The following is a 12,989-nucleotide window of genomic DNA, read 5'->3' on the forward strand; positions in this document are numbered from 1 at the left end:
AGTCCCGCCCCCCAACTCCCGCTCCCCCCAACTCCCGTTTGCCCTCGGCCCGCGCGGCGACTAGGGCGGGCGCTCATCTGCAAATCGGGAGTTGCCAACACGATGCTCAGTCCGGAACAGGCCAGGGACCGCGCGCTGGACCTGGTGGAGCGCGCCCGCCGCGCCGGGGCCGATGCCGCCGACGCCGTCTACGGCGCCAGTTCCTCGGAGGGCATCCAGGTGCGCCTCGGCAAGCTGGAGGACGTCGAGCGGTCGGAAAGCGAACACATCGCCCTGCGTGTCTTCGCGGGCCGTCGCTCTGCCAGCATCGGCTCGTCAGACCTCTCCGCCGCCGCGCTGGACGAACTGGCGGCGCGGGCGATCGACATGGCGCGCGCGGCGCCGGAAGACGCCTATTCCGGCCTCGCCCCGGACGAACTGCTGACTCGCGGCCCCTGGCCCGAACTCGACCTGATCGACCCGGCCGAGCCGCACCCCGCCACCTTGCGCGCCATGGCCGAGGAAGCCGAGGATGCCGCACGCGCGGTCTCCGGCGTCACCAATTCGGACGGCGCCACCGCCAGCGCCGGCCTCGGCGTCTTCGCGCTGGCGACCAGCCACGGCTTTTCCGGCGCCTACGGCTCGACCAACCATTCGATCAGCGCCTCGGTGGTCGGCGGCGAAGGCGGCAACAAGCAGCGCGACAACGCCTGGCGCACCACGCACCACGGCGCCGACCTGCCCTCTCCCGCCGAGATCGGCCGCCTCGCGGGCGAACGGACCGCCGCCAAGCTCGGCTCCGGGCGCATGAAGAGCGGCGCCATGCCGGTGATGTTCGATCCGCGCGTGTCGAGTTCGCTCGTCGGCCACCTGCTCGGCGCGATCACCGGCAGCGCCATCGCCCGGCGCTCCAGCTTCCTGCTCGACAAGCTGGGCGAGCAGATCTTCGCGGCGGGCACCCTGATCGCCGAAGACCCGCACACGCCCCGCGGCCTGCGCTCGCGCCCGTTCGACGGCGAGGGCCTGGCGACCACCCGGCGCAACCTCGTCGAGGACGGGCGGGTGACCGGCTGGCTGCTCGATTCGGCCGCGGCGCGCCAGCTCGGCGCCGCGCCGACCGGCCATGCGGCGCGCCATGGCGGCGGTGCCCCGGGCGTGACCACGGGCAACGTCCACCTTGCCGCCGGAGCGCTGTCCCCGGCGGAGCTGATGTCGGACATCGCCGACGGCGTCTACGTGACCGAGCTGATCGGCCAGGGCGTCAACGGCGTGACCGGCGACTACAGCCGCGGCGCCGCCGGCTTCCGGATCGTCAATGGCGAGCTGGCCGGCCCGATCGCGGAGTTCACCATCGCCGGCAACCTGCTGCGCATGTTCGCGCAGCTCACCCCCGCCAGCGACCTCGAATGGTATCGCGCGATCAACGTGCCCACCTTGCGCGTGGACGGCATGACCGTCGCGGGCGATTGAGGGGCGACAAGAAGGATACGACAAGTCCGGCCGATCCTCCCTGTTGCGAGGCAATGGGGAGGTGGCGCCGACGAATTGGCAAAGCCCCTTCCGCCATCCGCTTCGGGGACGTCGGGAATTCCATCGATGTCGGGGAGAAACTGGAGCGGGCGAAGGGATTCGAACCCTCGACCCCAACCTTGGCAAGGTTGTGCTCTACCACTGAGCTACGCCCGCTCTGGCGTTCTGCGGACGGTTCGGCGTGGCCGCTCCGGTCCGGGTGGAGCGCCACTAGCAGCGCTTGGCAGGGTCCGCAAGAGTGTCTTCGCGCCTTTTTCGACAAGGACCCGAAGACGCCCGGACGCAGCCCCCTAGCGCGTCTTTCGCGTGCGCAGGACCAGCGTGGCGACGCCCAGCATCACAAGGATCGCACACGTGTCGGCCAGGAGGTCGAGCCACTCGGCATCGCGGTGGAGCGACGGGATCATCTGCACGATCTCGATCCCTGCGCCGAGCGCGACGAGACCGAGCGCGACCTTCAGCTTGGGCACGCCGGGATAACCCAGCACGCCCAGCACCGCGAGGGTCGAGAAGGCCGCCATGTGCTGCAGCTTGTCGCCCGGTTCGCCCGGGAATTGCGGGGGATGCGGGATCACCGCCATGGTGAACGCGAAGACCAGTGCCGCCCAGAACATGATTCGGAAGATGTTTTGCATGGCGCCACTATCATGCTGCAGCGCGGCGGATTCAATTGGACTTCGCCTGCCCCGCGCTCGTGACGCACGTTTCGGCCGATACCGACGCGCGATCGCGCCCGGTGCCGGGCCTGGGAACTCTCTTGATGTCGGGAGAAACTGGAGCGGGCGAAGGGATTCGAACCCTCGACCCCAACCTTGGCAAGGTTGTGCTCTACCACTGAGCTACGCCCGCTCTGGCGCCTTACGGAACCGGTGGCGAAGCGCCGGGTCCCGTGTGGAGGGGCGCCACTAGCAGCGGTTGCACGGGCCCGCAAGAGGGAAGTGCAAGAAATTGCCATCGCTTGCGCAAGCAGCGCCGCACCCGCGCATTGTCCCTTCACAAATCGCCCCGGAAGGCCGATCTAAGGTGCCGGCATCCGCAATACGCTTAGCATACAGGAGCAGCGATCTTGGCCAGCATGGGTCTCAATCTCGACGAGCAGAAGGCAGTGGACCGTTTCCGACAGGCAGTAGCCGAGCCTTCGATGACCCAGCTCGTGATTCTCGATTTCTGGGCGGAATGGTGCGGCCCGTGCAAGGCGCTGACCCCGGTGCTCGAGAAAGTCGCCGCCGACTATGCCGACAAGGGCGTGCTCCTCGCCAAGGTCAACGTCGACGAGGAGCAGTTCATCGCCTCGCAGTTCCAGGTGCGCTCGATCCCCACGGTCTACGCGATCTTCCAGGGACAGCCGGTCGCCGACCTCACCAATGCGCGGTCCGAATCGCAGCTGAAGGCGATGCTCGACCAGTTGCTCGCAAAGCTCCCGGTGCAGCCCGCCGGTGCCGAGCCGAAAGTCGATCTCGTGCCGCTTATCGCCATGGGCGAGGATGCGCTGGCCGCCGGCGACGGCGAACGCGCCGTCAGCATCTACATGCAGATCCTCGAGGTCGCGCCCGACAACGGCGAAGTGATCGCCGGCCTCGTGCGCTCCTTCATCGCCGCAAACCGGCTGGAGGAAGGGGCCCAGGTCCTCGATTCGCTGGGTGAGCCCCTGTCCGCCGACCCGCATGTGGAACGCGCCCGCAAGGCGCTCTCGCTCGCGCAGGACAAGCCCGACGACAGCGAACTGGCCACCTTGCGCGCCGCCGCTGCCGAGCGCCCGGCCGACATGGAGGCGCAGTTCGCCTTCGCCGGCGCCGCCTTCGCCGCGGGCGAGCGCGACGCCGCCGCCGAGACCCTGCTGCGCATGGTCGCCGCCGACCGCGAATGGAACGAAGGCGCCGCGCGGGGCAAGCTGTTGCAGATCTTCGAGGCGGTCGGACTGGAGGACCCCTGGGTCTCGGCGACGCGTCGCAAGCTCTCCACCGTCCTGTTCGGCTGACCCGTTGACGCGCGTCACCATCTTTCCGCTGCCCGGTGTGGTGCTCTACCCGGGGCTGCACCTGCCGCTGCACATCTTCGAACCGCGCTATCGCGCGATGGTGAGCGATGCCCTGGCCCGCGACCGGCGGATCGGCATGATCCAGCCGCAGCGCCCTGTCGAAGGGTCCAGCCTCTACACCGTCGGCTGCCTCGGCCGCATCGGCGACGTCGAGGCGCTGGAGGACGGGCGCTACAACATCGTGCTCGAAGGCGAATCGCGCTTCCGCATCCTGCGCGAACTCGACGTGACGACCCCGTTCCGCCAGGTGGAAGCGGAACTGCTGGCCGAACGCGACGACGAAGTGCTCGCCCCGATCGAACGGGCCAGCTTCGAGCGCGAGGCCAAGCGTTTCGCCGACGCCCAGGGCTACGTGGTCGACTGGGACCAGGTCGGCCGGCTCGACGATCTGTCGCTGATAAACGGCGTCTCGCAGATCGCGCCGTTCGACCCGGCCGCCAAGCAGGCCCTGCTCGAAGCATCGGGCCTGGGCGCGCGGTGCGAGTTGCTGGTGCAGCTCATGCAGTTCTTCGGCCGCACCAACGACGACGACGAGGACGGCGCGACGCTGCAGTAGCAGGGTTCCTTCCCGAAACGGGGAGGAATTTCAGGGTCGGTGTGGCCCCAGCAGGATCACGCTCGCACCAGCCAGGCACAGGCCTGCGCCCAGCAGGTCCCAGCGATCCGGGCGCACGTCTTCGGCCAGCCACAGCCACAGCAGCGCCGAGGTGATGTAGACGCCGCCGTAAGCCGCATAGGCGCGGCCCGCCTGGTCGGTGTCCACCAGCGTCAGCAGCCAGGCGAACACCACCAGCGAGGCGCAGCCCGGGACCAGCCACCAGACGCTCTTCGACAGGCGCAGCCACGCCCAGAAGGCGAAGCAGCCGGCGATCTCCGCCAGGGCGGCACCGGCGAAGATCGCGGCGGCCTGGATCATCGCGGCGACTTCATCCGGGCAGCAGGCTCGCCTTGATCCCGTCGATCACGTACTGCGCCGCCAGCGCCGCCAGCAGGACGCCCAGCAGCCGCGTGATGACCGCCTCGACCTTGTCGCCCAGCACGCGCATGAGCGGTCCGGCGGTGGCGAGCGCGGCGAAGCTGAGCACCATCACGGCAAGCATCGCGCCCAGCACGATCAGCGTCTGGGCATCGCCCTTCGCGCGCGAGGTGAGCAGCATCATCGTCGCGATCGAGCCCGGCCCCGCCAGCATCGGCATCGCCATCGGGAAGACCGAGACGTCCTCGACCTCCGGGGTCGCCCTGAGCTTCTCGGCGCGCTCCTCGCGGCGCTGGGTGCGCTTCTCGAAGACCATGTCGACCGCGATCATGAACAGCATGATGCCGCCGGCGATGCGGAAGGCGTCGAGTTCGATGTGCAGCGCGCCGAGCAGCCGTTCGCCGAACAGCCCGAAGACGACCAGGATGCCGCTGGCGATCAGGCACGCGCGCGCGGCCATCACGATCGCCTGGCGCCGGCTCGCCCCCGCCGAGAGGCCGGCATAGATCGGTGCGCAGCCCGGCGGGTCGATCACCACGAACAGCGTGACGAAGGCGCTGACGAACAATTCGTACATTCTACCGGCCCCCTGCCGCGACGTCGAGCGCAAGTACCTCGCGCATGTCCCCGCCCTTGCGCAGCGAGACCATGATCTTGCGGGAATTGTCGGGCGCGACCGCGTAGGACCACGTCAGCGTCCCGTCGTCGGAGCGCCCGGACCCCTGCGGCCGGGCCACCCGGGCCGTCTCGACGACGATGGCGCCCTCGCTTCCCGGAGGCGGGCCGTCCCGGCGGGACGGACAGTCGGCGACCGAGGCCGAGAGCATCTCCGGCGCTTCGAGCGGCTGGGCGAGCGCATCACCCTGGTCGAGCACCCAGCGGAAGGTGCCCTTCTTCTGCCGCTTCCAGATCGTCGTGAAGTAGCCGGTCGAGCCGTCCGGCCGCTGCCAGGCGCCCTTGGTGACGCCCAGCGTGCCGTCGCAGCTCATCCATACCTGGTGGGGTTGCCACTGCACCGGCCGGGGCGGGTCCTTGCGGCCCTTGAGCCAGTCCCGGGCGATGACCGGGCCGGGGGCGAACATCACCGCCTCCTCGTCCGCATATTCGCGAAAGGCGGTCCACTGCCCCTTCTCGCGCGCCATCCGGGCAAAGGCGATCTCGGTGGCGACGAGCGCGCTGGGATTGGCGGTGCCGGTGCCGGGCGGGGGCATGCGCCGCCGCTCGGCCCGGGCCGGCGATGCCGATGTGGCCGCCACCACGCCCGCCAGCGCCAGAAGCGCCACGGCGAGCGGCGCCCGCCTCAAAGCGCGGTCTCGTCGAATTCGATTCCCGCGTTGCGGTGGGCGGCGACGATGGTGTTGCGCAAAAGCACGGCGATGGTCATCGGCCCCACTCCGCCCGGCACCGGCGTGATCGCTCCGGCGACTTGCGCGGCCGAGGCGAAGTCGACGTCGCCGACGAGCTTCGTCTTGCCTTCCTCGGCGCCGGGAACCCGGTTGATGCCCACGTCGATGACGGTCGCGCCGGGCTTGAGCCAATCGCCCTTGACCATTTCCGGCCGGCCGACGGCCGCGACGACGATATCGGCCCGGCGCACCACGTCGGGCAGGTCCTTCGTGCGGCTGTGCGCGACGGTCACGGTGCAGCTTTCGGCGATCAGCAGTTGCGCCATCGGCTTGCCGACGATGTTGGAGCGCCCGATCACCACCGCGTCGAGGCCCGAGAGCGAGCCCAGCTTGTCCTTGAGCAGCATCACGCAGCCCAGCGGCGTGCACGGCACGAAGCCCGGCAGCCCGGTCGCGAGGCGCCCGACATTGACGACGTGGAAGCCGTCGACGTCCTTGTCGGGGTTGATCGTGGCGATGACCTTGGCTTCGTCCATGTGCGCCGGCAGCGGCAACTGGACGAGGATGCCGTCCACCGCCGGGTCCTCGTTCAACTGCGCGACGACGGCCAGCAGGTCGGCCTCGGAGGTCTCGGCGGGCAGCTTGTGCTCGAAGCTTGCCATGCCGCAGGCCACGGTCTGCTTGCCCTTGCTCCGCACGTAGACCTGGCTCGCCGGGTCCTCGCCCACGAGGACGACCGCCAGGCCGGCCTTGCGGCCGGCCTTCGCCTCGAACCGGGAGGCGACCTCGGCGACGCGTCCGCGCAGGACTTCGGCAAAGGCCTTGCCGTCGATCAGTGCAGCTCCCGACATCAGTAGTAGGCCCTCGCGAGATTGCCGAGGATGATCTGCAGGATCGTCAGCCCGATGATGAGCACCATCGGCGAGAAGTCGATCGCGCCGGTATTGGGCATGATCTTGCGGATCGGGCGCAGCATCGGCTCGAGAATCGCGTTCAGCGCGGTATAGACCGCCGAGACGAACTGGTTGTGGATGTTGACCACGTTGAACGCGATCAGCAGGCCGAGCACGAATTGCACGATCACCACGAAGACGATGATCTGGATGAGGTAATCGACGATCTGGTAAAGGGTCAAGAACAGCAACGCCGGCTCCTTTGGTGCGCGTCTAGGCCGCGCTGATAGCCGAGCAGGCGCCACCCCGGCAAGGGCGCGTCCACCGCGGATGGACGGGGATCGACGAAAATGCAGGATGGGCCCCGCCCGTCCTCGCCTACTGGGTGAGCGTGGACGTCCGCTCGATCCGCCAGTTGAGTTGCTGGCCGCTGGCGCCCGGCACGTCGTTCACGCGGCGCAGCACGATCGTGCCGCGCTTGGAGGGGCGCCCGTCGCCGAAATCGACCACCAGCGGCGCTTCGTAGTAGAGCGAGCCCGCTGCCCCTTCCATGTCGCCCTTGCCCACCGCGAGCCGGGGCACCGCCGTCCCGCCAAGCTCGGTCTCGAGCTTCCGGGGGGTCATCTCGGCATCGAGGCTCCAGGCCTTGGAGGCGCTGGCCCAGTCGCCCTCGCGGATGGCGCTGACGTAGTAGCGCAGCAGGCGCTCGGGATCGCGGCGCTCGGACAGGGCGCCCGTATCGAGGCTGGTGGCGGCGGCCGGCGAGGCGAGGCCGTCCGAGGCGTCGTCGCTCGGCCCGGCGACGTCCGAAGCCGCGTCCGCGCTGGCCGCGCCGGTCGGCTCCTGCGGTCCCTTGTCGCAGGCGGCGAGAAGAAGCGCGGTTCCCGAGAGCGCGATTGCAAGAGCGGCCTTGATACGCATTTGGTCAGAAGCGCCTTTCAGTTCGCAGGTTCCCCTCCGAGGAACACGGATGCGGAAGAGATTCAGCCCGCCCGGATCAGCGTGCCCGCACCTTCCTGCGTGAATATTTCGAGCAACATGGCATGCGATACCCGCCCGTCAAGCACGACGGCGGCCTCGCACCCGGCCTCGACGGCGTGGATGCAGGTTTCCAGCTTGGGGATCATGCCGCCGGTGATCGTGCCGTCGGCCTTCAGCCCCTCGATGTCGGCGGGGGTGAGGTCGGTCAGCAGTTCGCCGTTCTTGTCGAGCACGCCGGCGACGTCGGTGAGCAGGAACAGGCGCGAGGCGCCCAGCGCGGCGGCGATGGCGCCGGCCATGGTGTCGGCATTGACGTTGTAGGTCTGCCCGTCCGGTCCAGGGGCGATCGGGGCGATCACCGGGATCATCCCCGCGGCGGAGATGGTGTCGATCACGGTGGTGTCGATCGTCTCGGGCTCGCCCACGAAGCCGAGGTCGACGACCTGCTCGATCAGGCTGTCAGGGTCCTTGCGGGTGCGTTCGACCTTGCGCGCGGTGACCATGCCGCCGTCCTTTCCGGACACGCCCATCGCCTTGCCGCCGGCCCGTGCGATCCAGCCGACGATCTCCTTGTTGATCGCGCCCGACAGGACCATCTCGGCCACTTCGGCGGTCGCCTTGTCGGTGATGCGCAGCCCGTCCACGAAGCGGCTTTCCACGCCCATGGTCTTGAGCATGGCGCCGATCTGCGGGCCGCCGCCGTGGACGACCACCGGATTGATGCCCACCGCCTTGAGCAGCACCACGTCCTCGGCGAAATCGCGCGCCTTCTCGGGATCGCCCATGGCGTGCCCGCCATACTTCACGACGAAGGTGCGCCCGGCATAGCGCTGCATGTAGGGCAGCGCGTCCACGAGAGTTTCGGCCTTGACCAGGAAGGCGGGATCATGCGGATTCGACATGGAATGCGCTTTACGCGGCTACGCGCGATTTTGAACCCGTTTTTACGTGAATTTTCGGTGCAATCGTGCCGTTCCGCAGGTCAGCCGTCGAGCCTGCGGCCCAGTTTCACGAAGAACCAGATCAGCGGCGGCACCATGATCGTCGAGAGCACCAGCTTCGAAATGATCTGCCCTTCCATGATCGACAGCAGCGGCAGGCCCGTCCCCACGAACGAGATGGTGATGAACAGCACCGTGTCGATCACCTGCGACAGCATGCTGGCGATCCACGCGCGCACCAGCAGCAGCCGTCCGCGCCCTTCGGACATCCGCGCGAAGAGATAGACGTTGAGTGTCTGCGACACGCCGTAGGAGATCAGCCCCGCGAACTGCATCCGCGCGCCCTGCCCCAGCAGCCGGGCGAACGCCTCCTGGTCGCTCCAGAACCCGGCGGGCGGGACGACGTGGATCACGAAGGTCAGCAGGCTCATCGAGACGATCAGCGGAATGAACCCGAAGCGCACCAGTCGGTTCGCGGTCTCCTTGCCGTGCAACTCGGCCACCGCGCTCGACAGCACCACCAGCAGCAGGAAGGCGAAGATCCCCGATTCCACCGCGAGATTGCCCAGCACCGGCCAGGTGCCGAGCGAGGCCAGCTTGGTCCCCAGCACCCCCGCCAGCACGACGAGGCCACCGTAGAGCAGCGAAAAGACGAAAAGGGAGCGGGTGATGACGGGCGCGGGTCGGTCCATCACCCCCCTGTAACCGGCAAAGCGCGTTTCCACTAGGCCGGGAGGCGAAAATGCTGGGTGGGGGGCTGCCACTCCTCCCCATCGCGGCGCGACGGGGAGGATCGGGAAACACGGATACGGCTTCCTTCCGGGAGAAGGAGGAACGGCCGAGCCCGGAAAGGCCGCTTTCCTACACTCGCCCCGCCGCGATACCATGCCGCCATGGCCACCCACCCCCACCTGCCGACCCCCGCCCGCGTGGCGCCACTCCAAGGCCACGATGCCTGCCCCCAGGACAGTGTAAACCGTGTAAACCTGCCTTCGCCCTGCCCTCGTTTCGCCCGGCCTTGAATAAGGCTCTAGCCGTCACGCACCCGCGCCGGTACGGTCGGCAGCTTCGTCATTCGTTTCCCCGGAGCCACCCGCCTCGATGCATGTCGCCTACAGCCTGATCGGCATCGTTCTCATCATGGCGGCAGCCTTCCTGCTTTCGACCGACCGCAAGGCCATCCGCCTCAGGGTCGTCGGCGCCGCTTTCGCGCTGCAGGCGGGCCTCGCGGCGCTGGTGCTCTACGTGCCGTTCGGCAATCGCATCCTGCAGGGCGCCGCGGGCGGGGTGGAAAGCCTGCTCGGCTATGCACATGCCGGCATCGACTTCCTGTTCGGGCCGATGGCCGCGCCCGAGATCGGCGGCCACAGCTTCGCCATATCGGCGCTTCCCGTCATCATCTTCTTCGCCTCTCTGATCTCAATCCTCTACTACCTGCGGATCATGCCGCTGGTGGTGCGCTGGCTGGGCGGCGCGCTGGAGAAGGTGACGGGGATCAGCAAGGTGGAAAGCCTGTGCGCGGCCTCGAACATCTTCGTCGGCCAGAGCGAGGCGCCGCTGGTGATCCGGCCCTACCTCGCCGCGCTCAACCCCTCGCAGCTGTTCTGCGTGATGACGGTGGGCCTGGCGGGCGTCGCCGGGACGATCCTGGCCGCCTATGCCTCGATGGGCATCCGCATCGACTACCTCGTCGCCGCCGCCTTCATGTCGGCGCCGGGCGGCATCTTCATGGCCAAGATGATCATGCCCGACCCGCGCCCCGCCCCGGCCGACACGGACGAGGACATCCACGAAGGCACCATGCCCCCCGCCGGCCTCGCCGCCGCCGCGCTCAACCGGGCCGACGTCACCCACCAGCCCGGGGTCCATGTCGACGAGCCGGTCGCCAGCGAGCACGACGAGGAAAAGCCCGCCAACATCATCATGGCCGCGTCGCAAGGCGCGCAGACCGGCGTCAAGCTGGCGGTCGCGGTGGGCGCGATGGTGCTCGCCTTCGTTGCCCTGATCGCTCTGGCCAATGGCTGCGTCGGCTGGTTCGCGGGGCTGTTCGGGTTCTCCGGCGTCACCTTCCAGTCGCTGCTGGGTTATGTCTTCGCGCCGATCTTCTACCTGCTCGCCACGCCCGACTGGACCGAGGCGATGCATGCCGGCGGGTTGTTCGGCACCAAGATCGTGCTCAACGAATTCGTCTCGTTCATCGAACTGGGCAAGGACGGCGCCCTGTCCCCGCGCACCGTGGCGGTGGTGACGTTCGCCCTGTGCGGCTTCGCCAACTTCTCCTCGATCGCGATCCAGATGGCGGTGACCGGCGGCCTCGCGCCCAATCAGCGCCCGATCATCGCCAAGCTGGGCATCCGCGCGCTGGCCGCGGGAAGCCTCTCCAACCTGATGAGCGCGGCGCTGGCCGGGCTGTTCCTCACCGCGTTCTGACCGCCGCACGTCCGGGCGATCTCGTCCGGTGACGCTGGACAAGCCTGCGGCCACCCGCTCTTCTCCTGCCCACGAGAGAGCAGGAGAAGACCATGCCCCGGCAGTTCCGCGATACCTACGGCCCGATCGCGCTGGTGACCGGCGCATCCTCGGGCATCGGCCTCGCCTTCGCCGAGGAACTGGCCGACCGCGGCTTCGACCTCGTCCTCACCGCGCGGCGCACCGACCGGCTCGACGCGCTGGCCGAGCGCCTGCTGTCCTCTCACGCGGTGCGCACCACGGTGATCGGCGCCGATCTCGCCGACCCGGAGACGCCCGCGCGTATCCTCGAGGCGACGCTCGGCGCGGACATCGGCCTCGTCGTCAGCAACGCCGGCTTCAACCTCAAGGGCGCCTTCGAGGACACCGACGCCTTGGCGATGGCGAAGATGCTGACGGTCAATTGCCACGCTCCGTTGCAGATCGCGCACGGCATGATCCCCCGGCTCAGGGCACGCGGCCACGGCGGGATCGTGTTCACCGGCTCGGTCGAGGGGCTGATCGGCTGTCCCTATTCGGCTGCCTATTCGGCGTCGAAGGCGCTCGTCGTCGCGCTCGGAGAAGCGCTCTGGGGCGAGATGCTGGGCACCGGCGTCGACGTGCTGACGCTGTGTCCCGGGGCGACCGAATCGGAAGCGACCGCAGGCATGACCGGCCTCGCCAACCTGCAGGGTGCCCGCGAGGTCGCTAAGCTGGCGCTCGACAACGTGCGCGAGGGGCCGACGTTCGTGCCTCACGCCCACTACCGCGCGACGTTCGATCATTTGCGCGCCCTGCCTCGCCGCGAGGCGCTGGCACAAATGGCCGAGGGCATGCGCAAGCGGGCTTGATGCAGGCCCCGATCAGAGCGGGATCGACGGCTTGCCGCGCCGGGCCAGCGCCAGCGCCGACAACACGATCCCGGCGAGGATCAGCGCCATGCCGACGAGATGGTAGCGCTCCAGCCGCTCGCCCAGCAGCACGGCCGACAGCAGCGCGCCGAACAGCGGCATCAGCGTGATCGCCTGGCCGCTGCGCGCCGCGCCGAGCTGGGCGGTGGCGGCATTGTATATGAAGTAGGCCAGCACCGAGGGGAACACCGCGACATAGGCGAAAGCCGCCAGGACCTGCGGGCTCCAGGCGACGGTCCGCCCCTGCCCCGACTCCCAGGCGGCCAGCGGCGCCATCGCCACGGTGCCGAGCACGAAGACGAGCAGCAGGAAGCTCGACGAAGAGATCGCCGGCCGCTTGCGCAGCAGCACCGTGTAGAGCGACCAGACCACCACCCCGCACAACACCAGCGCGTCGCCCATGCCGAGCCGCAACGTGGTCATCGCGGCGAGGTCGCCCTTGAAGACGATGCCGACGACGCCGATGGTCGACAGCACCACCCCGCCGATGTGCAAGGGCCCCGCCCGGGCTCCGAAGAACGCCCGGTCGAGCACCAGCACCAGTGCCGGGATCGAGGCCTGCAACAGCAGTGCGTTGGCCGCGCTGGTGTACTGGAGGCCGGAATAGATGAAGGCGTTGAAGCACACGATGCCCAGGAACCCGAGCGCCAGCACCCAGCGCCATCCCGCCAGCGCCGCCCGGCGCTCGGCCCAGAGGGTGCGCGCGGCGAATGGCGCCAGCACCAGGACCGCCACGAGCCAGCGTCCGAAGGCAAGCGTGAAGGGCGGGATCTCTTCGCGCACCGCCCGTCCGGTGATCGAGTTGCCGGCCCAGAACAGCATGACGAACCCGAGCAGCAGGAAGGCGCGCGTGTTGGAGCGGGATTCGGGCATGGTCGGTGCGGTTTCCGTTCGGCTAAAATCTGTCCGCTTGCGGCGGGATCGGCACCGGCCGGTGCTGCTTAAT

General features: G+C 68.8%; 15 protein-coding genes and 2 tRNA genes. 5 read left to right on the top strand and 12 right to left on the bottom strand.

Annotated elements, in window-relative coordinates:
• The first annotated feature begins 102 nt into the window (after positions 1–102).
• Entirely contained in the window at positions 103–1,449 is a 1,347-nt protein-coding gene (locus ACFFDA_RS19165; RefSeq protein WP_404482367.1) for a TldD/PmbA family protein, read from the top strand.
• A 141-nt stretch (positions 1,450–1,590) separates the two neighbouring features.
• Here ACFFDA_RS19165 and ACFFDA_RS19170 read toward each other — a convergent pair.
• The 3 genes from ACFFDA_RS19170 to ACFFDA_RS19180 form a co-directional block, all read right to left on the bottom strand.
• Positions 1,591–1,665, bottom strand: a tRNA-Gly gene (locus tag ACFFDA_RS19170).
• Between the two features lie 134 nt (positions 1,666–1,799).
• Positions 1,800–2,144, bottom strand: coding sequence for a hypothetical protein (locus ACFFDA_RS19175; protein WP_404482368.1), 345 nt, complete (start codon positions 2,142–2,144; stop codon positions 1,800–1,802).
• A gap of 139 nt (positions 2,145–2,283) precedes the next feature.
• Positions 2,284–2,358: transfer RNA gene (locus ACFFDA_RS19180), tRNA-Gly, on the bottom strand.
• Positions 2,359–2,584: 226 nt separating this feature from the next.
• On the opposite strand from ACFFDA_RS19180, the gene ACFFDA_RS19185 reads away from it, so the two are divergent.
• Entirely contained in the window at positions 2,585–3,487 is a 903-nt protein-coding gene (locus tag ACFFDA_RS19185; protein ID WP_404482790.1) for a tetratricopeptide repeat protein, read from the top strand.
• 4 nt (positions 3,488–3,491) lie between these two features.
• Entirely contained in the window at positions 3,492–4,103 is a 612-nt protein-coding gene (locus ACFFDA_RS19190; RefSeq protein ID WP_404482369.1) for an LON peptidase substrate-binding domain-containing protein, read from the top strand.
• Positions 4,104–4,133: 30 nt separating this feature from the next.
• On the opposite strand, the gene ACFFDA_RS19195 is transcribed toward ACFFDA_RS19190, so the two are convergent.
• From ACFFDA_RS19195 to ACFFDA_RS19230, 8 genes are all read right to left on the bottom strand, one after another.
• Positions 4,134–4,463, bottom strand: coding sequence for a YnfA family protein (locus ACFFDA_RS19195; protein ID WP_404482370.1), 330 nt, complete (start codon positions 4,461–4,463; stop codon positions 4,134–4,136).
• Between the two features lie 10 nt (positions 4,464–4,473).
• On the bottom strand, positions 4,474–5,100 hold the full coding sequence (locus ACFFDA_RS19200) for a MarC family protein (RefSeq protein WP_404482371.1): 627 nt from the start codon (positions 5,098–5,100) through the stop codon (positions 4,474–4,476).
• A gap of 1 nt (position 5,101) precedes the next feature.
• The gene (locus ACFFDA_RS19205; protein ID WP_404482372.1) at positions 5,102–5,827 is read right to left on the bottom strand and encodes a hypothetical protein; all 726 of its coding nucleotides are present in this window, start codon (positions 5,825–5,827) and stop codon (positions 5,102–5,104) included.
• Positions 5,824–6,720 (bottom strand): bifunctional methylenetetrahydrofolate dehydrogenase/methenyltetrahydrofolate cyclohydrolase FolD, encoded by an 897-nt coding sequence (gene folD / locus ACFFDA_RS19210; RefSeq protein WP_404482373.1) that lies wholly within the window; start codon positions 6,718–6,720, stop codon positions 5,824–5,826. Before folD ends, ACFFDA_RS19205 begins: the two co-directional genes overlap by 4 nt.
• The gene (locus tag ACFFDA_RS19215; RefSeq protein WP_404482374.1) at positions 6,720–7,013 is read right to left on the bottom strand and encodes a YggT family protein; all 294 of its coding nucleotides are present in this window, start codon (positions 7,011–7,013) and stop codon (positions 6,720–6,722) included. The genes folD and ACFFDA_RS19215 overlap by 1 nt, the downstream gene beginning before the upstream one ends.
• Before the next feature lie 127 nt (positions 7,014–7,140).
• Complete coding sequence (locus tag ACFFDA_RS19220; protein ID WP_404482375.1) at positions 7,141–7,683, bottom strand: hypothetical protein; 543 nt, start codon at positions 7,681–7,683, stop codon at positions 7,141–7,143.
• A gap of 62 nt (positions 7,684–7,745) precedes the next feature.
• Positions 7,746–8,645, bottom strand: a complete 900-nt coding sequence (gene argB, locus ACFFDA_RS19225) for an acetylglutamate kinase (protein WP_404482376.1) — start codon at positions 8,643–8,645, stop codon at positions 7,746–7,748.
• Between the two features lie 80 nt (positions 8,646–8,725).
• On the bottom strand, positions 8,726–9,376 hold the full coding sequence (locus ACFFDA_RS19230; protein ID WP_404482377.1) for a queuosine precursor transporter: 651 nt from the start codon (positions 9,374–9,376) through the stop codon (positions 8,726–8,728).
• Between the two features lie 409 nt (positions 9,377–9,785).
• On the opposite strand from ACFFDA_RS19230, the gene ACFFDA_RS19235 reads away from it, so the two are divergent.
• Both ACFFDA_RS19235 and ACFFDA_RS19240 read left to right on the top strand, forming a co-directional pair.
• Entirely contained in the window at positions 9,786–11,114 is a 1,329-nt protein-coding gene (locus ACFFDA_RS19235; protein WP_404482378.1) for a NupC/NupG family nucleoside CNT transporter, read from the top strand.
• A gap of 92 nt (positions 11,115–11,206) precedes the next feature.
• Positions 11,207–11,983 carry an SDR family NAD(P)-dependent oxidoreductase gene (locus tag ACFFDA_RS19240; protein WP_404482379.1) on the top strand — a complete coding sequence of 259 codons (777 nt, stop codon included), beginning with the start codon at positions 11,207–11,209 and terminating at the stop codon, positions 11,981–11,983.
• Between the two features lie 12 nt (positions 11,984–11,995).
• Here ACFFDA_RS19240 and ACFFDA_RS19245 read toward each other — a convergent pair whose 3' ends face one another.
• The gene (locus ACFFDA_RS19245; RefSeq protein ID WP_404482380.1) at positions 11,996–12,916 is read right to left on the bottom strand and encodes a DMT family transporter; all 921 of its coding nucleotides are present in this window, start codon (positions 12,914–12,916) and stop codon (positions 11,996–11,998) included.
• Positions 12,917–12,989 lie beyond the last annotated feature (73 nt).

Origin of the sequence: Novosphingobium sp. BL-52-GroH (genome assembly GCF_044813085.1) — a bacterium.
Classification (GTDB): Bacteria; Pseudomonadota; Alphaproteobacteria; order Sphingomonadales; family Sphingomonadaceae; genus Novosphingobium.

What these genes read in the sequence shown, in the direction of transcription:
- ACFFDA_RS19165 (WP_404482367.1), top strand. Translation starts at nt 103, where the DNA reads ATGCTCAGTCCGGAACAGGCCAGGGACCGCGCGCTGGACCTGGTGGAG.
- ACFFDA_RS19175 (WP_404482368.1), bottom strand. Translation starts at nt 2,144, where the DNA reads ATGCAAAACATCTTCCGAATCATGTTCTGGGCGGCACTGGTCTTCGCG.
- ACFFDA_RS19185 (WP_404482790.1), top strand. Translation starts at nt 2,585, where the DNA reads ATGGGTCTCAATCTCGACGAGCAGAAGGCAGTGGACCGTTTCCGACAG.
- ACFFDA_RS19195 (WP_404482370.1), bottom strand. Translation starts at nt 4,463, where the DNA reads ATGATCCAGGCCGCCGCGATCTTCGCCGGTGCCGCCCTGGCGGAGATC.
- ACFFDA_RS19200 (WP_404482371.1), bottom strand. Translation starts at nt 5,100, where the DNA reads ATGTACGAATTGTTCGTCAGCGCCTTCGTCACGCTGTTCGTGGTGATC.
- folD (WP_404482373.1), bottom strand. Translation starts at nt 6,720, where the DNA reads ATGTCGGGAGCTGCACTGATCGACGGCAAGGCCTTTGCCGAAGTCCTG.
- ACFFDA_RS19220 (WP_404482375.1), bottom strand. Translation starts at nt 7,683, where the DNA reads ATGCGTATCAAGGCCGCTCTTGCAATCGCGCTCTCGGGAACCGCGCTT.
- argB (WP_404482376.1), bottom strand. Translation starts at nt 8,645, where the DNA reads ATGTCGAATCCGCATGATCCCGCCTTCCTGGTCAAGGCCGAAACTCTC.
- ACFFDA_RS19230 (WP_404482377.1), bottom strand. Translation starts at nt 9,376, where the DNA reads ATGGACCGACCCGCGCCCGTCATCACCCGCTCCCTTTTCGTCTTTTCG.
- ACFFDA_RS19235 (WP_404482378.1), top strand. Translation starts at nt 9,786, where the DNA reads ATGCATGTCGCCTACAGCCTGATCGGCATCGTTCTCATCATGGCGGCA.
- ACFFDA_RS19240 (WP_404482379.1), top strand. Translation starts at nt 11,207, where the DNA reads ATGCCCCGGCAGTTCCGCGATACCTACGGCCCGATCGCGCTGGTGACC.
- ACFFDA_RS19245 (WP_404482380.1), bottom strand. Translation starts at nt 12,916, where the DNA reads ATGCCCGAATCCCGCTCCAACACGCGCGCCTTCCTGCTGCTCGGGTTC.